Below are 17699 nucleotides of genomic sequence, written 5' to 3'. Positions count from 1 at the left end.
GGACACGGTTATTGGTCGCTTCGCCGCAGGTCCGCCCATGGCAGCCACCGAGACGGAGGCCGAACCCACGAAGGTGTTGGAGTTCGGGCTGGGCGACGGGACGTACTGTCTGGACATCGGCGTCATCGACGAGATCGTCGACGCCGGCGAGCTGACGCGCATCCCCAACTCGCCGGACCACGTCGAGGGCGTGATGGACCTCCGCGGGCGGACGACGACGATCGTCGACCCGAAGACGCTATTCGACATCGAGGCGGAGGGCCCCCGCGAGCGCATCGTCGTGTTCGACGACGACGAGATCGACGAGGGCGGCACCGTCGGCTGGATGGTCGACGAGGTGTTCCAGGTCCGCGACGTCGCCCCCGAGGACGTCGACCGAGGAACGACCGTGGACGACGAGGGGATCCGCGGGATCGTCAAGTCGGACGACCGCTTCGTCGTCTGGGTCTCGCCGGACGTGGAGGAGATCGCCGATATCGACGCCGGCGACATCGTCTCCGAGGAGCCCGAGCCGTAGCGAGGGCCTGAGCGGGCGGCCGAAAAGCGGCGGCGACGCGACCGCGACCGTTCTCACCCCTGAGAAACGGGAGCCAACCCTTATGCGCCGACCGACGAGTGGCTTCGTATGCGCGCCACAAGCGGCGTTCCCGGGTTCGACGACCTCGTCGACGGCGGCTTCCCGGAGAATCGCTTATACGTTGTCAGCGGCCCTCCCGGCAGCGGGAAAACGACGTTCTGCTCGCAGTTCGCCGCGCAGGGGGCCCGCAACGGCGAGGACGTGCTGTACATCAGCATGCACGAGACCAAGGAGGGGATCCGCCGCGACATGAGCGGGTACGAGTTCGGGTTCGACCGCGCGCTCGACACGGACCGAGTCACCTTCCTCGACTCCTTCTCCTCGGACGGCCGCCGGTTCTTCGGGCTCCCGGGCGAGCGCCGGGACCACTCCGGCGTGACGAACCGGCTCACCGGCTTCATCAACTCCCGCGACATCGACCGCGTCGTCTTCGACTCCACCATGCTGTTGCGGTTCCTCCTCGACGACGACGAGGACACGATGATCCAGCTGCTCTCCTCGCTGAAGCGGACGGACGCGACGACGCTGCTCATCTCCGAGATGACCGACCCGAGCGCCTACTCGGAGGAGCACTACCTCGCGCACGGCGTCGTCTTCATGCACAACTACCTCGAGGACGACGGGATGCAGCGCGGGATCCAGGTGCTGAAGATGCGCGGGACCGACGTGAACACCGACATCCAGGGCGTCGAATTCACGGACGGCGGGCTCCGCGTCGGCGCCGCCGCGACGGTGACCCACTGATGTACGACCGGACCTTCGGCACGGACTGGGACGACCTCGACCGCGAGGAGGCGGTCCGGCGGGCGTTCGCCCTCGGCGTCGCGGCCGGCGTGGGGAACAGGCGCCCGGCCGAGCTCGACCGCGTGATGGAGGCGTTCCCGAGCGCGTACGACCGGAGCCTCGTCGAGCTGGCGTACGACGAGGGGCGGACCAAGGCGCTCGTCGCCGCGGACGACGCGGACGACCCGAGGGAGGTCTGGGACGCGCTCGTCGACGGCGCCGGGACGCCCCGCGAGCCGCCCGTGCGGGCCGCGCTCCCCGGAGCGATAACGGATCTGACACTGACGGAGCCGCCCCGAGAGGGTCCCCCGTCGTCACTTAATTTCCCCTCGATGCTGCGGAAGTGATCCCTCGGAAGGGTTTTACGCGATACCCCCTCAATCCAGACACATGACCGTGCTTCCCGACGCTGTCCGTGGCGCCGACAGCGTGCTCGTCAGCGGCCCCCCGATGAGCGGGAAGTACGACCTGTTCAACCGGCTGCTCGCGGAGTGGACCGACGAGCCGGTCGTCATCTCGACCGGCCGCACCGCGGAGAAGGTGCGCGACGACTACGAGACGATCACGGGGCGGGACGGCACCGACGTGACCGTCATCGACTGCGTCACCCACGAGCAGGGCGACAAGCGCGAGGACACGCCGACGACCAAGTACGTCGGCAGCGCCGGGAACCTCACCGACATCGGGATCAAGTTCACCGACGTCGTCGAGTCGTCGGCCGGCCGCGACCGCGCGGTCGGCGTCTACTCGCTCTCCCAGCTGTTGATGTACTGGGACCCCGAGCGGATCTACCGGTTCACCCGCGTCATGACCTCCCAGACCTCGGGCGAGGGCTGGCCCTTCGTCGGCGTCGTGGGATCGACGGCACACGACGAGCAGGTGGTTCACACCCTCCACGAGCCGTTCGAGCTCGTCGTCGAGACGCGCGTGGAGGGCGACGACCGCGAGTTCCGCGTCCGCGGGCGGGTCGGCGGTCCCTCCGACTGGACCGGGTTCTAGCCGGAAGCGACGGCGCCCGGGCGACCGCCCGCGACGACGACCGCGCCGCTCACCCGATCAGCTCGAACTGCGCCCCGAGCGGCGGCGCGTCGACGATCCCCCAGTAGACGAACCGGTACGTTCCGGGACCGAGCGGCGGGCAGACGGCGAGGTCGAGGTCGGGCACCGCCGAGGCGATCGCCTCCTCGTCGAGGTCGATCGACCAGCTGTACGCCCCGGTCGAGCCGAACGTCTCCTCGGAGCGGGGGAGTTCGACGGCCTCCCCGGTCGTCGAACCGCGGACGTCGAGCCAGCCCGACGCGGTCTCCCGTTGGATCGAGTAGGCGTGTTTCCCGAGCGCGGTCGCGGGCTCGTCGCCCGTGTTCCGCAGCACCAACCGGAGCGACTGGCCGTACGTCTCCGAGTTCCCCTCGGCGGAGAGCTCGACCGTCGTCTCGCCCGCCTCGACGAGCGTCCCCTCGACCGCCCCCTCGAACGGCTGCGCGAGCCGGACGAACTCGTCGTCCTCGCAGGACAGCGTCTCCGGGGTCCCCGCCGGTCCCTGCGGCCCGTCGCCGGCGGCGAAATCGAGGCAGCCGGCGACGCCGGCCGCCCCCGCGGCGGCCAGCGTCGCCCCGGTCCGCGCCAACAGGTCGCGTCGCGTGCGCTCCATACGAACCGTAGGGGCGGGACCGGTTTCAAGGGCACGCGTTCGGGCGGCCGACGCCGACCGACTCTCTCCCGGACCGGCCCCACCGGCTCGCCGCGTCCGGGGTTCGGAACCGCTTTCCCGTCGGCCGGCGCATGACCGTCCATGGAGCTGTTCGGATCCAGCGGCATCCGCGGTGTCGCGCTGCGGTACCTCACGCCGGAGCTCGTCCTCGACATCGCGAAGGCGGCCGGATCGGTGTGGGACGCCGACCGGGTCGCCGTCGCCCGCGACACCCGCACCACCGGCGAGCTGTTCGCCAACGCCGCCGCGAGCGGGCTGGCCGCGGTCGGCTGCGACGTCGATCGGCTCGGCGTCGTGCCGACGCCCGCGGTCGGCAGCTACTGCGAGTCGGCCGGGATCCCCGCGGTGCTCGTCACCGCCTCGCACAACCCGCCGGAGTTCAACGGGATCAAGCTCGTCGGCGACGACGGCGTCGAGCTCTCGGTCGACGTGCTCGAGCGCGTCGAGCGCCGCGTCCTCGACGACGACTACGACCTCGCCGACTGGCGGGACGCCGGAGAAACGACCACCGTCGAGGGCGCGGTCGACGACTACGTCGACCAGCTGATCGACGCGGTCGACCGAGAGGCGATCGCCGACGCCGGCCTGACGGTCGCGGTCGACCCGGGCCACGGCGCGGCGTCGGTGTCGTCGCCGCGGATCTACCGCGAGCTGGGCTGTGAGGTGCTGACGGTGAACGCGACGCCGGACGGCCACTTCCCCGGACGCGACTCCGAGCCGGTCCCGGAGAACCTCGAGGCGCTCTCCCGGCTCGTCGCGACCTCCGACGCCGACGTGGGGATCGCCCACGACGGCGACGCGGACCGCGCCGTCTTCGTCGACGAGGACGGTGGCTTCGTCGACGGCGACACCTCCTTCGCGGCGCTGGCCGACGCCTGTCTCGACCCCGGCGACACCGTCGTCAGCGCCGTCAACGTCTCCCAGCGGCTCGTCGACGTCTGCGACGCGAACGACGCCGACCTGGAGCTGACGCCCATCGGCGCGACGAACATCATCACTCGGACGCGCGAACTCCACGAGGAGGGGCGGTACGTCCCCGTCGCCGGGGAGGGGAACGGCGGGCTGTTCTTCCCGCCGTACCGGCTCTCGCGGGACGGCGCGTACATCGGCGCCCGCTTCCTCGAACTGCTCGCGGACGCGGGCGACCCCGCCAGCGAGGTCGTCGCCCCCTACGCCGACTACCGCTTCGTGCGCCGGAACGTGGAGTACGCCGACGCCGACGAGCGCGACGAGATGCTCTCCGCGGCGCGGGCGTACGTCGAGACCGCCGACGCGAAGCCGAACACCACGGACGGCTACCGCCTCGACTACGGCGACGCGTGGGTGCTCGTGCGTCCCTCCGGGACGGAGCCGAAGATCCGGATCTACGCCGAGTCCGCCGACGCGGACCGCGCCGAGCAGCTCGCGGCCGACATGCTGGTGGCCGTCGAGAGCGGGCGATAGTCGGAGACGGGGGCGCCACGCCGGAAGCACGATGAGCGACGTATCAGGAACCCGGGGAGCGACGCGTCAGGAGTCCGAGGAGCGATGCAACCGAAATCCGGTGAGCGGCGCGACGATAGATACCTCAACAAAATTTCATTAAAGAAAACCGTCACCTACCGGTAGTAATATATTAACTCGTCCTGTAGTAATAATCGACATGGCCGCAAAGAAGCCCGTTGTCGCATCGCGCGTCGACCAACACGGTTCGACCGCACCGACCGATCTGGTGCGGACGATGGAGAGCGAAACGGAGACGATCACCGGCGCCGTCGCGTCCGGAGCGGTAACGCTGGAGGACCTGGACCGGTTCGTCCGGAGCGTCGAGCGCGGCGAGGTCGACTGCTGCGGCGGGACCGACGCCGTCGTTCGGATCGTCCGGTCCCTGTTGAGCGACCGGCGCCCGAGCTGGGAGGAGATGGAGCCGGCCGGGCAGGCGACGGGCGCCTGACTCCGAGCCCGAAATAATCGGTTATCTGCGGTCCTGCGAATCTCTCGGCGGCTTTTTCGCGCGCGTCCGCTCTCGTCTCATCGTTCGGACCGCGCCGTTCTCTCGCGTCGTCCGCTACCGGTCGAGCGCCGCGAGCGCCTCGGCCGCCTCGCGGGCCGCCTGCAGGTGATCGCGCGCTCGTCGAGGGTCGTCCGTCTCCTCGGCGGCGTCGGCGAACTGGTTGAGCGTCCGGATCAGCGACGCGCGCGCGTCGGCGACGCTCCCGGACCCGGCGGCCGTCGTCGCCGCGGAATCCCCCTCGGACGCGCCGGCGGTCGGAGCGGACGCCTCGGTCGACGGCTCCGGGGGCGTCCCGGCCGACTCCCGGTCGGGCCGCCGCGGCTCGGCCGCCCCGTTCGCGCCGGTCGCCGGGGACTGCGCTCCGTCCGTCGGCGGTGTCGGCGATCGGTCGACCGCGTTCGCGCGGGCGTCCCCGGACGCGCTCTCGGTCGAATTGTTCGCGGCCGAGTTGCCCGCGGCCGAGTCGTCTCCCTCGACGTCCGCGGCGTCGACCGTGTGGCAGGTCGGACAGAACTCCTGTCCGTCCTTCCGGAAAATCGGGTCGCCGCAGTCGTCGCAGTGGCGGTTCGTCATCGTCGCTCCCTGCAAGAGGAGCTCCGACATCCGCTGGGTGTGCTCGCGCTTCTCCTCGTCGTCCGCGAGCTTCTCGCGGAGCTTCTCCCGTTCGGCCTCCTTGTCGAACCCGTCGCTCATACGCGGACGAACGTGGTTGACGAGCAAAAGTCCGGTGGGCTCGGGACGCCCGCGCGCCGAGGGCGACCGTCGCCGCCGCGGCGTTGCGGTCCCGTCACGGCGCGACGGCTACTCCTCGGTGATCGTGCGGTCGTCCGCGTCGAGCTCGCCGCGGTGGATCTTCGAGCCGTCCTGCGCGACCTGCCGGCCGAGCACCGCGCACTTCACCCGCATCGGGGAGATGTCGACGCCGAGCATCTCCGTGACGTCGTCGGTGTCCATCTCGTGGAGCTCTTCGACCGCCATCCCGTGGAGTCGCTCCGAGAGCATGCTCGCGGAGGCCATCGAGATGGCGCAGCCGTCGCCGGTGAACCGCACCGCCTCGATCGTCTCGCCCGCCTCGTCGAGGTCGACGTCCATCCGGATCGTGTCGCCGCAGGAGGGGTTCTCGCCGACGTGCGTGAAGTCCGGCTCCTCGAGCTCCCCGTAGTTGCGCGGGTTCTTGTAGTGGTCGAGGATCTGCTGCCGATACATGTCCGAGCCCAGTCCCATATCGCTCTGTGGTAGGCCGGTGCGGGTCAAAAGGGTTCCGTCGGTCGCGACGAACGACCGACTACTCCTCCGAGGGAGGCGCTCCCGCGGCCGCCCCAGGTCCGTCCGGTGAGACCGTCGTCGCCGTGCGGGAGCTCCGGGCGTCGCCGCCGACGAGTCCGCGGAGTCGTTCGAGGAGACGGTCGTACTGGCCGCGTTCCGACCGCTTCGAGAAGTAGGCGTCCGCGCCGGCCTCGAGCGCCCGCGCTTCCGCCTCGCTCTCGCGCCAGGTGGTGTGAAACGCGACCGGCACGCCGCTGCCCCGCTCCCGGAGCCGTTCGACCAGTTCGACGCCGGAGCCGTCCGGGAGCCGCTGCTCGGTCACGACGCAGTCGGCCGCGCCGAGCGCCTCCAGCGCCGCCCCCATCCCCTCGACCGACCGGACCGCGAACCCGTCGACGAACCGCTCCGCAAAGGCCGCCAGCAGCTCCGCGGAGTGCGCGTCCGGCTCGACGTGAAGCAGGACGACGGGGTCCCCGCCTTCCGCCGGATCGCCGCCGCTGGCGGTGTGCGTGTCTGGCTGCGCATCGGACGCGGTCGGAGTTCGTGTGGAATCTGTCATGAGCAGGAGATATCGACGCGAAATGGTCGGCCGTTCGTGACGGTCCTCGTCGCGGCCACGCCCTCGCCGAGCGCCGCGAACTCCGGGCGTCGTAAGCCGCCGGCGCGGGCGTCCCGAGAGCGGTCGCCGCCGAGCGAGAGATCGGTCACGGTGGCTCGGCGAACGCGCCTCGTACACGTATAACTGGAAGACGCTCAGTCCGGTTTGTCCCGGATTAAGCCCGTTTTATCGTCGCGTGTCGCGTTCGGTTATAACCGGTCACCGACCGCTCCCGCGAACGCTCCGGCGACGGGGTGGCGGACGGTCGAACGCGGCCCGGTCAGACGGTTTCGGCGCGATGCCTCTGGGGACGTGGAGCGGGGAACACGCGGCGCGGACCTCGATCTCCGGCGCGCGAGGCCGGCGTCAGGCGAACAGGTCGCGCGCCTCGCCGACGGCCTCGACGAGGGCGTCGATCTCCTCCACGGTGTTGTAGAGGTAGAAGGAGGCGCGCGCCGAGGCGGCGACGCCCATCTCGTCGTGGAGCGGCTGCGTGCAGTGGTCGCCGGCGCGGATCGCGATCCCGTAGTCGTTGAGGATGCTGGAGAGGTCGTGCGCGTGGACGCCCTCGACGTTGAACGCGACGAGCCCGCCGCGGTCGTCGCCCGGCGGGCCGTAGATCTCGACGCCTCCGAGCGCCGACAGCTCGTCGTAGGCGTACTCCGCGAGCAGGTCCTCGTGGGCCTCGACCCGGTCCATCCCGATCTCCTCGAGGTACTCGATCGCGGCCGCGAAGCCGATCCCCTGCGCGATCGAGGGCGTGCCGGCCTCGAACTTCCACGGCAGGTCCTCCCACGTGGAGTCCTCGAAGGAGACCCGCCGGATCATGTCGCCGCCGTAGAGGTACGGCTGCATGGAGTCGAGGAGCTCCTCGCGGCCGTACAGCGCGCCGATCCCGGTCGGGCCGCACATCTTGTGCGCGGAGAAGGCGAAGAAGTCGACGCCGAGTTCTCTCACGTCGACCGCGCGGTTCGGCACCGACTGCGCGCCGTCGGCGAAGACGTACGCGTCGTGCTCGTGCGCGAGGTCGGCCAGCTCGCCGATCGGGTTGATCGTGCCGAGCGTGTTCGAGACGTGGACGGCCGACACCATCTCCGTGTCGTCGTCGATGAGATCCGCGGCGTCGGCCATGTCGAGCCGCCCCTCGTCGGTGACGTCGACGAACCGCACGTCGGCGCCGGTCCGCTTGCCGATCTGCTGCCAGGTGACGAGCGAGGCGTGGTGCTCCATCTCGGTGAGGACGACGTTGTCCCCGGGACCGAGCTCCTCGAGGCCCCACGCGTACGCGACGAGGTTCATCGCCTCCGTCGTGTTCTTCGTGAAGACGATCTCCTCGCGGCCCGCGGCGCCGACGAAGTCGGCGACGGTGTCGTGGGCCTCCTCGTAGGCGACCGACGCCTCCTGGCTCAGCTGGTGGATCCCGCGGTGGACGTTGGAGTTGTAGCTCCGGTAGTAGTCGGAAATCGCGTCGACGACCGGGTCGGGCGTGTGCGACGTCGCCGCGTTGTCGAGGTAGACGAGCGGCGTGTCGTCGCCCGGTCCCTCCCCAGGCGACTCCGGGTCCCCGCCGACCTTCCGGTCGAGGACGGGGAAGTCGGTCCGGAGCGCCTCCACGTCGAACGGGTACTGCTCCTGAACTCCCATTACGCCGAGTTGGGCCCCGAGGACTAACACGTCTTCGGTTCGGTAGGTGTTGCTGATAGCTCGGAGCGGTACTGACACTTATAAATCGTTGCCGTCGGCGGTGCGACGAACACCTCCGAAGCCCCAGCCGCTCGGCGATACGTCGTTGCTGTCGACGATGCCACGAACACCGCCAAAGCCCCAGCCGCGAGGGCTCGCGCACCTCGCTGCGGTCCTCAGTCGCTCGCGTTGCTCGCTCCCTGCGGTCCTTGCGTCGGTGGGCTTCGCCCTCGCGACTGCCCCTTTGATTCCCACCCGCACCGCAACCGCAGCCTCACGCCTCCCCAGCCTCGGCGGACGGCCCGGCGCGGGCGACGCCGCGCCGGACCGCCGCCTCCCTCGCGCGTGTTCCTCGGCCGCGGGGCGGCCTCGGAGGCACGCGCCAGATACAGGTATAAAAGATCGCGTCGGAGCTTCCCCTTCCACCCGCGTTCCGCCGCCACGCCCGAACTAATGCCCTTTTGAACGCGGGGACCCTCCGGTCGGGTATGACCGAGACCCTCAGGCTCGCCACGCGCGGGTCGGACCTGGCCCTCCGGCAGGCCGGGACCGTCCGCGACGCCCTGTCGAGCCGCCGACGCGACGTGGAACTGCGGCGCGTCGAGACCCGCGGCGACCAGATCCCCGACGAGCTGATCCACCGGCTCGGGAAGACCGGCGCCTTCGTCCGCTCGCTCGACGAGGAGGTGCTCGCCGGCGACGCCGACCTCGCCGTCCACTCGCTGAAGGACGTGCCGACCGAGGGGATGGACGACATGGTCGTCGCCGGCGTCCCCGAGCGCGCCCCCTCCGGCGACGTGCTCGTCCACCCCGACGGGCTCGGGATCGAGGACCTCCCCTCGGGCGCCGTCGTGGGGACCGGCTCGCTCCGGCGGACGGCGCAGATCAAGGCCACGCGTCCGGACCTCGTCGTCGAGCCGCTCCGCGGCAACGTCGACACCCGGATCGAGAAGCTGCTCGCGCCCGGCCTCCAGGCGGAACACGAGCGCCGGCTGATCGCCTCGGGCGAGGCGAGCGCGATGACCGCCGAGGGGGGTGGCGCTGACGGCGAGGGCGACGCGGAAGACGGCTCGGGAGACGCCGAGGGCGACGACCCCGAGGTCGACGAGGAGTTCGAGACCACCGTCGAGGAGTGGTTCGACTCCCTCTCCGACCTCGAGCGCTCGGCGATGGAGCGGAAGGTGGAGACGGAGTACGACGCCATCGTCCTCGCCGAGGCGGGGCTCCGGCGCTCCGACCTCTACCACGACGTCCCGACGACCCGGCTCCCCCGCGAGGAGTTCGTCCCCGCGGCGGGCCAGGGCGCCATCGCGGTGACCGCGACCGACCCCGACGTGATCGAGGACGTGCGCTCCGCGGTCGACCACCCCCGGACCCGGGTCGCGGTCACCGTCGAGCGGACGATCCTCGGCGAGCTCAACGGCGGCTGCGTCGCCCCCATCGGCGTCTCGGCGCTCGTGCAGGGCGAGCACGTCCACACCCGCGTCCGGGTGCTCTCGACGGACGGCACCGAGGAGGTGGCCGACACCCGCGACCTCCCGATCCGGTCGCACGCGAAGGCGGCCGAGTCGTTCGCGGCGGACCTGGCGGACCGGGGCGCTGCCGACCTGATCGCGGCCGCCCGCGAGGAGGCGGAGACGGACGAGGGAACCCGACAAGAGGCGGACGATGAGTGAGGGGGACCAGTCGAGCGAGGAGGCCGACCTCGGCACCGTCTACCTCGTCGGCTCCGGCCCGGGCGATCCGGACCTCATGACCGTGAAGGCCGCCCGGCTGATCGAGTCGGCCGACGTGGTCCTCCACGACAAGCTCCCCGGCCCGGAGATCCTCGGCGAGATCCCCGAAGAGAAACGCGAGGACGTCGGCAAGCGCGCCGGCGGCGAGTGGACCCCGCAGGAGTACACGAACCGTCGGCTCGTCGAGCTGGCGCGCGAGGGGAAGTCGGTCGTCCGACTCAAGGGCGGCGACCCGTTCGTCTTCGGCCGGGGCGGCGAGGAGGCCGAGCACCTCGCCGACGCCGGGATCCCCTTCGAGGTCGTTCCGGGCGTCACCTCGGCGATCGCGGGCCCCGCGGTCGCCGGGATCCCGGTGACCCACCGCGACCACGCCTCCTCCGTCTCCTTCGTCACGGGCCACGAGGACCCGACGAAGGCGGAGTCGGCGGTCGACTGGGACGCGCTCGCCGCGACCGGCGGGACGGTCGTCGTGCTGATGGGCGTCGGGAAGCTCCCGGCGTACGCGGCCGAGCTCCGCGACGCCGGGCTCGCCGGCGACACCCCGGTCGCGCTGGTCGAGCGCGCGACGTGGCCGGAGATGCGGGTCGCGACCGGCACGCTCGACACCATCGTCGACGTCCGCGACGAGGCGGGGATCGAGCCCCCCGCGGTCACCGTCATCGGTGACGTGGCCGCGACCCGGGAGCGCGTCGTCGAGTTCCTCCGGAACGACGAGCGGAGAGGTGAGGAGGCGTGAGCGACGCCGAGAGCGAGGTCGACGGCGTCGGCGAGAGCGAGGGGCGCAAGCGCGCCGATTTCCCCCGCGTCGCCGTCTTCCGCCCGGCCGACGAGCGAATCGACGACGCCGCGGCGCTGTTGGAGTCGCTCGGCGCCGAGCCGGTCGCCGACCCGATGCTCGCGGTCGAGCCGACCGGCGCGGTTCCCGCCGCGGCCCCCTGGGTCGTGCTCACGAGCAAGACCGGCGTCGAGCTCGCGGCCGAGGCGGGCTGGGAGCCGGGCGACGCGACGCTCGCCGCCATCGGCCCCGCGACCGCCGCCGCGGCGCGCGAGGCCGGCTGGGCCGTCGACGTGGTCCCCGAGGAGTACACCTCGGCGGGGCTCGTCGAGGCGCTATCCGGGCGCGTCGACGGCGAACGCGTCGAGGTGGCGCGCTCGGACCACGGCAGCGACGTGCTCTTGGAGGGCCTCCGCGCGGCGGGCGCGACGGTCAACGAGACGGTGTTGTACCGGCTGACGCGGCCGGACGGGGCGGGCGAGTCGGCCGAACTGGCCGCCGCGGGCGACCTCGACGCCGCCGCGTTCACCTCGTCGCTCACGGTGACGCACTTCCTCGACGCCGCCGAAGAGCGGGGAGTCCGCGACGGGGCGATCGCGGGCCTCGCCGACGCGGTCGTCGGCGCCATCGGTCCGCCGACGGCGGAGACGGCGGCGGAGCACGGGATCGACGTCGACGTCGTCCCGGACGACGCCGACTTCGCGGCGCTCGCCGAGGCGGTCGTCGCAGCGGCGGCGGACGGTCAGGGGACCACGGACGCCGAGACGACCGACGACACCTCATCGAGCCGTTAGTTCTCAGCGACGAGAGTCGACTCCTGACAGAACGGTATCCGATCTTCGAGAGGTGTTTCGAGACCCCTCGCGGCGTTTCGAGCCGACCGTACTGGCAACCGATTTATCAGACGAGATAACTAGGTCCGTGCATTTATCATCCGACAGGTACGGATTAGTGACATGCAACCGAGCGAGCGCTGGGCGCTGCGGACCGACGACGAGGTGTTAGTCGTCGAGTTCCCGCACGGGACGGGGCTCAGTCCCGCCGACGGCGAGGCGCTGCTCGACCGGTGGCGGAGCGTCACCGCCGACCGCGCGGTCGACGCCGTCGTGCTCGTCGTGCGGACGAGCCGCCCCTGTTCGGACGCCGGCCGGCGCGCGCTCCGCGAGTCCGCGCAGATCGCCGTCGCCCGCGGCGTGGACCGGTTCGCGGTCGTCGGCGAGCGCTCGAAGCGCCGGTACCTCAAGCGGACTATCGACGTCGAAGGGGTCGACACCGAGGCGTTCAACGACACCGCACCGGCGCTGCGCTGGGCGAAGCGTCAGTCGGCGACCGTCCCCTCCGTCGAGACGTCGTCGTAGCTAGCTGTCGTCTTCGACCGCGGTCTCGTTTTCGGCGTCGTCCGTCTCGTTTCCGCCGTCGTCGGTCTCGTTTCCGGCGGCGCCGTCGTTCTCGTCGTCCGATCCGTCGGCCTCGTTTCCGCTCTCGTCCTCTTCGTCCTCGTCCTCACCGTCATCGTCGTCGTCATCGTCGTCGATCTCGTTGACGTCGACGTCCCGGCCCGCGACCCCGCTCCCCGAGATCACGGGCTTGAGGATGTAGCCGTTGTTCGGACCGCGCTTGACGACGTTGATGTCGAAGACGAAGCTGACCGGTTCGTCCGGGTTGACCTCGAACCCGTTCGTGATCTGGAGCTTCTCGCTCGGGAGCTTCACGTCGACCGCTTCGCCGTCGACGATCCCCTCGACGGCGGAGACGGAGAGCTCGATCTTCTCGTAGCTCCCCGCCGGGATCTCGCCGTCGAACACGGCCGTCGCGTCCTCCTCGATCACCTGCGTGAGGTCGACCGTCGCGCCGTCGAGGTCGACGACGGTGAAGCCGCGGTCGTCCTCGCTCTCGTCGTCCTCGTCCCCGTCATCGTCTTCTTCGTCGGCGTCCTCCTCGCCCTCGTCGTCTCCGCCGTCTTCCTCCTCTCCGCCTTCCTCCTCGGCGGTTCCGTTGGGAGAATCGGACTCCGACTCGGTCTCGTTGCCGGTCTGATTCGTCTCGTCGTCTTCGTCGTCGGACTCCTCCGCCTCGTCCTCGCCGTCCTCGTCTCCGTCGTCTTCGTCCCCTCCCTCGCTCGCCTCGAAGATTCGAGCCTCGCTGAGCGTGACGTCCAGTCGGTCGAAGTCGGCGATGTCGGCCGGCGCGTCGCTGATGAGGAGTCGGAAGTTGCCGGTGAGCGTCTCCGACCCGTCCGATCCGTCGGAGCCGTCGGAGCCGTCGGAGCCGTCCGACGAGGGGAGCGCACCGTCGCCGGCACAGCCGGCGAGCAGCGTCGCGCTCGCGCCCGCGCCGAGCGCCACGAACTCCCGGCGCCGGAAGCCGTCGGTCGAGGTGTCCTGCGAGCTGTCGCCGCCAGTCGTCTGCGGTCGGTCCGTCATGGTGAGTCGATCAACGGGCCCCGGACGGGTATATAACGGAGATCCTCAGTCCGAATTAATACGGATCAAACCCGTTTTCAGCGGTCGGGAATCACCGGGAAGACCCCGACGACGGCCGCCCGAACGACGGGTTACGTCGCGGCCGTGTCGATTCCGGCCTCCTCGACCACGCGCTCCGCCTCCCGGGCGGCGCGCTCGCGGACCGCGTCGGCGTCGGTCCCGACGTGCTCGCCGTCGGCGTACCGGACCTCGCCGTCCACCATCGCGAACACCACGTCGTCGCCGTGGGCGGCGTACACCAGGTGCGAGAGCGGGTCGTGAACCGGAGTGGCGCGCGTGCGATCGGTGGTGAGCCCGATCACGTCGGCGCGCCGGCCCTCGCGGAGGGTTCCGAGCCGGTCGAAGCCGGCGGCGCGCGCGCCGTTCGTCGTCGCCATCTCCAGCACGGTCTCGGCCGGGAGCCGCGTCGGGTCGCGGGCGTCCACCTTCCCGAGGAGGCTCGCCTGGCGCATCTCGGTGAAGGGGTCGAGCGTGTTGTTGCAGGGCGGGCCGTCGTTGCCGAGCGCGACCGTGATCCCCCGATCGAGGTAGTCGTGGACCGGGGCGACCCCGGAGGCGAGTTTCATGTTCGAGGAGGGGCAATGCGTGACGACCGTGTCGGTCTCGGCGAGGACCTCGCGCTCGCGCTCGTCCGTGTGGACGCAGTGCGCGAGGGTCACGTCCGGCCCCGTGAGCCCGACCTCGTCGAGCCACAGGACGTTCCGCTTGCCCGTGTCGGCCTCCACGGTCGCGATCTCCTCTTCGTTCTCGCTGGCGTGGGTGTGGATCGTCACGCCGTCGTGGCGGTCGGCGAGCTCGCGGCAGCCCCGCAGGCACGCCTCGCTGCAGGTGACGGCGAACCGGGGGGTGACCGCGTACCGGACCCGGCCGTCGGCGGCGCCGTGGTACTCCTCGATCAGGGCCTCGCTCTCGGCGAGCGCGGCGTCGGTGTCCTCTATGAGTCCGTCGGGGGAGTCCCGGTCCATCAGCACCTTCCCCAGGCGCGCGCGGATCCCCGTGTCGATCGCGGCCTCGAACGCCTGCTCCGCGTGGTTGACGGAGAGGTGGTCGACGACGGTCGTCGTCCCGCTCTCGAGGCACTCCAAGTACCCCAGCTCGGCGGCGGCGCGGGTCGCCTCGGCGTCCATCGCGGCCTCCAACGGGAGCACGGCGTCGAACAGCCAGTCGAGGAGGGCGGCGTCGTCGGCGATCCCCCGGCCGAGCGACTGCACCGAGTGCACGTGGCCCCCGATCAGCCCGGGCGCGACGACGTCGACCTCGCGGCGCTCGCGGTCGGGGTACTCCTCGCGGAGGGCGGCGGCGTCGCCGACCGCGGCGATCGTCGCGCCCTCGACGACGACCGCGCCGTCGGGGATCACGGTCTCGGGGTCGGCGATGACGGTTCCGGCGATCAGCATGTCCGTCCGTTCCTGACGGTCGTCTCTTAAGAGCGTGTTCCTCGCGGGCCGGCGGCGTTCGGTTCGGCGGCCCGCGACGCAGACGTCGCACGCGCTACCGCCACCGCCGCGCGCCACCGCCCGCTACTCCGGTTCCGTCTCTCGCTCGCGGCGCTCGCGGGACTCGCGCCGATCCGCGGCGTCGGGGCCGATCCGGCCCTCCGGCTCCTCGGTCTCCAGCAGCCGGTCGAGCCGTCGCTCGAACTCCGCCTCGCCGATCTCGCCGGTCGCGTACCGCTCGCGGAGCGTCGCCAGCGGGTCCTCGGTCGTCGCGGTCGCCGACGCCGACTCCCCGTCGGCCCCCTCGGACTCGACGAGCGGGAAGTCCTCGCCGAGCACCAGCACCAACGGGATGAGCACGAAGAAGCCGAGGATGAACGTGGCGGGGATCAGCGCCGACAGCACCTCCGGGAGGAGGACGGCGAACAGCGACGTGAGCCCGAACGAGAGGACCGCGACGAGTCCGATCAGCCGCTTCTTCTCGGACGTCGGGAGGGGCATACGCGGGAGATTTCGACGAATCGACAAAAACGTACTGCCGACCGTACGGATCGTCGCCGCGCCCGCCGCGTCCGCGCGCCCGTCGCCGACCGACGGCTATTCGTTCCGGCCGTCCCCAGCCGGATCCGTGCTCAGATACGTGACGACGAACCCCGGGAAGGTGCGCGAGGCGGAGCGCTACCTCCCGGACGGCTCGGTGGAGCGGCTCGACTTCGACTACACGGAGATCCAGGCCGACGAGCTGGGGCCGATCGCGGCCCGCGGCGCGCGCGAGGCGTACCGTCACGCCGGCGGGCCGGTGCTCGTCGACGACGCCGGCCTGTTCGTCGAGGGGCTCGACGGGTTCCCGGGCCCGTACTCCTCGTACGTGGAGGAGACGCTCGGGATCGAGCGCGTCCACGAGGTCGCCGCCGGCCTCGACGACCGTCGCGCCGCGTTCCGCTGCACCCTCGGCTACTGCGACGGCGAGGGGTTCGCCGCGAGCCCGGACCCCGTCGATCGGGGGGACCGGGACGCGGCGGCCGCGGCCGGCCCGGACGGCGGAGAGCGGGACGGCGACGCGGGAGACGGCGACGGCGCGGGCGACGCGCTCCCGGTCAAGCTGTTCGAGGGGTACGTTCCCGGGCGAATCGTGGCGCCGCGCGGCGACGGCGGCTTCGGCTACGACCCGATCTTCGAACACGACGGCGAGACGTTCGCCGAGATTGACACCGACCGGAAGAACGCGGTGTCGCACCGCGGCCGCGCCTTAGAGAAGTTCGCGGAGTGGTACGCGGACCGGTGAGTCGTCGCCTCAGGCGGTCTCGGCGATAGCGGAGGTCAGCAGGTCGGCGCCGAGCTCGATCTCGCGCTCGGTGACGTCGAGCGGCGGGAGGACCCGGAGCACGTCGTGGCCGCACGCCAGCGTGAGCAGGCCGCGGGAGAACGCGTTCTTCAGGACCGCGTCGCGGCGCTCCTTGGAGTCGAACTGGAGGGCGAGCATGAGTCCCTTTCCGCGGACGTCGACGACGCCCGGGAGGTCGGCGTCGCGCATCGTCTCTTTGAACTGTCGGCCCCGAACCGTGGCGTTGTCCATCAGGTCGTGCTCGCGGATCGCGTCGAGGGTGAGCGCGCCCTGCGCGGAGGCGATCACGTCGCCGGCGCCCCACGTCGACGAGAGCCGACTCTTCTCCTCGGGGAACACGTCCGAGCGGGAGATCGTCGCGCCGACGCGGAGCCCCTTCGCGCTGGAGATCACGTCCGGTTCGAGCGCGTAGTGGTCCGAGCCCCACAGCTCGCCGGTCCGCCCGACGCCGGACTGGATCTCGTCGGCGATCAGCGTGATGTCGTGCTCGTCGACGAGGGCGGCGACCTCGTCGGTGAACGCCTCGGAGGGGAACCGGTAGCCGCCCTCGCCTTGGATCGGCTCCAGGATGAGATACGCCACGTCGTCGGGGTCGACGTGCCCGCGATCGGGGTCGAGCTTCTCGCGGAGCCGGGAGACGCCGCCGGCGAAGAAGCCGCACGAGCAGGTCTCCGGGGTGCAGGTCCGGTCGTCGCAGAACGGGACGTCGTGGACGCCGCTGATCTCCGGGAACTCCCGGCGGTAGACGGCCTTGGAGCGGTTGAGCGAGAGCGCGCCGAGCGTCCGCCCGTGGAACGCGCCGTCGAACGTGATCGCGTGCTTCGCGCCGCCGGAGTCGTCGTACGCGATCTTGATCGCGTTCTCGACCGCCTCCGCCCCGGAGTTCGAGAGGAAGACGGTGTCCATGTCGTAGTGGGCGGTGACCTCGGTGAGCCGCTCCATCAGCCCGGAGGAGCCGGGAAGCCCGTCGCCGGGCGACTCGCCGCCGGCGACGTAGAAGTCCTGGCCCGCGATCTTCAACGGGTCGACCAGGTCGAACTCCGCGAGTGGCTCCATGACCAGCGGGTTGTTGTACCCGAGCGGCGCGGCGGCGACGTGGCTCGTGAAGTCCATGAGGACGTTGCCGTCGACGTCGGTGCAGAACGGGCCCTCGGCCGGGGCGGTGCGGTCCCAGACGAACTCGTAGACGTACGTGCTCGGCGCGGCCGACTCGTGGTGGTAGTCGACCCACTCCCGCGCGTGCTCGCCCGGGAGGTCCGTGACGTCGGGGGTGGCCGTGTGGCGATCCATGGTGACGCGACGCACGCGGGCGG

General features: G+C 71.2%; 20 protein-coding genes. 11 read left to right on the top strand and 9 right to left on the bottom strand.

Annotated elements, in window-relative coordinates; translation table 11 throughout:
* Positions 1–37: 37 nt before the first annotated feature.
* The 4 genes from B4V04_RS10410 (at position 38) to B4V04_RS10395 (ending at position 2359) form a co-directional block, all read left to right on the top strand.
* Entirely contained in the window at positions 38–517 is a 480-nt protein-coding gene (locus B4V04_RS10410; RefSeq protein ID WP_498231404.1) for a chemotaxis protein CheW, read from the top strand.
* 108 nt (positions 518–625) lie between these two features.
* Positions 626–1321, top strand: coding sequence for an RAD55 family ATPase (locus B4V04_RS10405; protein ID WP_498231402.1), 696 nt, complete (start codon positions 626–628; stop codon positions 1319–1321).
* A complete protein-coding gene (locus B4V04_RS10400) occupies positions 1321–1707 on the top strand; it encodes a DUF8057 family protein (RefSeq protein ID WP_498231401.1) in 387 nt (128 codons plus the stop codon). The genes B4V04_RS10405 and B4V04_RS10400 overlap by 1 nt, the downstream gene beginning before the upstream one ends.
* 43 nt (positions 1708–1750) lie before the next feature.
* Positions 1751–2359 carry a DUF7504 family protein gene (locus B4V04_RS10395; RefSeq protein WP_498231399.1) on the top strand — a complete coding sequence of 203 codons (609 nt, stop codon included), beginning with the start codon at positions 1751–1753 and terminating at the stop codon, positions 2357–2359.
* A 49-nt stretch (positions 2360–2408) separates the two neighbouring features.
* On the opposite strand, the gene B4V04_RS10390 is transcribed toward B4V04_RS10395, so the two are convergent.
* Entirely contained in the window at positions 2409–3011 is a 603-nt protein-coding gene (locus tag B4V04_RS10390; RefSeq protein WP_498231397.1) for a hypothetical protein, read from the bottom strand.
* A gap of 141 nt (positions 3012–3152) precedes the next feature.
* Here B4V04_RS10390 and glmM point away from each other — a divergent pair, with 141 nt between their 5' ends.
* Positions 3153–4514 carry a phosphoglucosamine mutase gene (glmM, locus tag B4V04_RS10385; protein WP_498231395.1) on the top strand — a complete coding sequence of 454 codons (1362 nt, stop codon included), beginning with the start codon at positions 3153–3155 and terminating at the stop codon, positions 4512–4514.
* A 199-nt stretch (positions 4515–4713) separates the two neighbouring features.
* Positions 4714–5004 carry a hypothetical protein gene (locus B4V04_RS10380; protein WP_498231393.1) on the top strand — a complete coding sequence of 97 codons (291 nt, stop codon included), beginning with the start codon at positions 4714–4716 and terminating at the stop codon, positions 5002–5004.
* A gap of 114 nt (positions 5005–5118) precedes the next feature.
* On the opposite strand, the gene B4V04_RS10375 is transcribed toward B4V04_RS10380, so the two are convergent.
* The 4 genes from B4V04_RS10375 to B4V04_RS10360 all read right to left on the bottom strand — a co-directional run bounded on the left by B4V04_RS10375 (position 5119) and on the right by B4V04_RS10360 (position 8572).
* Positions 5119–5757: an Sjogren's syndrome/scleroderma autoantigen 1 family protein gene (locus B4V04_RS10375; protein ID WP_498231391.1), complete on the bottom strand. Its 639-nt coding sequence runs from the start codon at positions 5755–5757 to the stop codon at positions 5119–5121.
* 108 nt (positions 5758–5865) lie between these two features.
* Positions 5866–6288 (bottom strand): Fe-S cluster assembly sulfur transfer protein SufU, encoded by a 423-nt coding sequence (gene sufU, locus B4V04_RS10370; protein WP_498231389.1) that lies wholly within the window; start codon positions 6286–6288, stop codon positions 5866–5868.
* 61 nt (positions 6289–6349) lie between these two features.
* Positions 6350–6889 (bottom strand): response regulator, encoded by a 540-nt coding sequence (locus B4V04_RS10365; RefSeq protein WP_498231387.1) that lies wholly within the window; start codon positions 6887–6889, stop codon positions 6350–6352.
* 405 nt (positions 6890–7294) lie between these two features.
* Positions 7295–8572 carry an aminotransferase class V-fold PLP-dependent enzyme gene (locus tag B4V04_RS10360; protein ID WP_498231385.1) on the bottom strand — a complete coding sequence of 426 codons (1278 nt, stop codon included), beginning with the start codon at positions 8570–8572 and terminating at the stop codon, positions 7295–7297.
* A 527-nt stretch (positions 8573–9099) separates the two neighbouring features.
* On the opposite strand from B4V04_RS10360, the gene hemC reads away from it, so the two are divergent.
* The 4 genes from hemC to B4V04_RS10340 all read left to right on the top strand — a co-directional run bounded on the left by hemC (position 9100) and on the right by B4V04_RS10340 (position 12480).
* A complete protein-coding gene (hemC, locus tag B4V04_RS10355; RefSeq protein ID WP_498231383.1) occupies positions 9100–10287 on the top strand; it encodes a hydroxymethylbilane synthase in 1188 nt (395 codons plus the stop codon).
* Complete coding sequence (gene cobA / locus B4V04_RS10350; protein WP_498231382.1) at positions 10280–11083, top strand: uroporphyrinogen-III C-methyltransferase; 804 nt, start codon at positions 10280–10282, stop codon at positions 11081–11083. Before hemC ends, cobA begins: the two co-directional genes overlap by 8 nt.
* Positions 11080–11916 (top strand): uroporphyrinogen-III synthase, encoded by an 837-nt coding sequence (locus tag B4V04_RS10345; protein WP_498231380.1) that lies wholly within the window; start codon positions 11080–11082, stop codon positions 11914–11916. The genes cobA and B4V04_RS10345 overlap by 4 nt, the downstream gene beginning before the upstream one ends.
* A gap of 162 nt (positions 11917–12078) precedes the next feature.
* On the top strand, positions 12079–12480 hold the full coding sequence (locus tag B4V04_RS10340) for a hypothetical protein (RefSeq protein ID WP_498231379.1): 402 nt from the start codon (positions 12079–12081) through the stop codon (positions 12478–12480).
* Here B4V04_RS10340 and B4V04_RS10335 read toward each other — a convergent pair whose 3' ends face one another.
* From B4V04_RS10335 to B4V04_RS10325, 3 genes are all read right to left on the bottom strand, one after another.
* Positions 12481–13545 (bottom strand): DUF4382 domain-containing protein, encoded by a 1065-nt coding sequence (locus B4V04_RS10335; RefSeq protein ID WP_498231377.1) that lies wholly within the window; start codon positions 13543–13545, stop codon positions 12481–12483.
* Between the two features lie 131 nt (positions 13546–13676).
* Positions 13677–15002: a 5'-deoxyadenosine deaminase gene (locus B4V04_RS10330; protein WP_498231375.1), complete on the bottom strand. Its 1326-nt coding sequence runs from the start codon at positions 15000–15002 to the stop codon at positions 13677–13679.
* A gap of 123 nt (positions 15003–15125) precedes the next feature.
* Entirely contained in the window at positions 15126–15542 is a 417-nt protein-coding gene (locus tag B4V04_RS10325; protein ID WP_498231373.1) for an SHOCT domain-containing protein, read from the bottom strand.
* 127 nt (positions 15543–15669) lie between these two features.
* Between B4V04_RS10325 and B4V04_RS10320 the strand changes: the two genes are divergently transcribed.
* Positions 15670–16326 carry a non-canonical purine NTP pyrophosphatase gene (locus B4V04_RS10320; protein WP_498231371.1) on the top strand — a complete coding sequence of 219 codons (657 nt, stop codon included), beginning with the start codon at positions 15670–15672 and terminating at the stop codon, positions 16324–16326.
* Between the two features lie 9 nt (positions 16327–16335).
* On the opposite strand, the gene B4V04_RS10315 is transcribed toward B4V04_RS10320, so the two are convergent.
* A complete protein-coding gene (locus B4V04_RS10315; RefSeq protein WP_498231370.1) occupies positions 16336–17676 on the bottom strand; it encodes an aminotransferase class III-fold pyridoxal phosphate-dependent enzyme in 1341 nt (446 codons plus the stop codon).
* Between the last annotated feature and the right edge of the window lie 23 nt (positions 17677–17699).

Source organism: Halorubrum sp. B52, assembly GCF_059752555.1.
The sequence above is the reverse complement of the archived record's forward strand: the minus strand, read 5'-3'. Positions and strand labels throughout refer to the sequence as shown.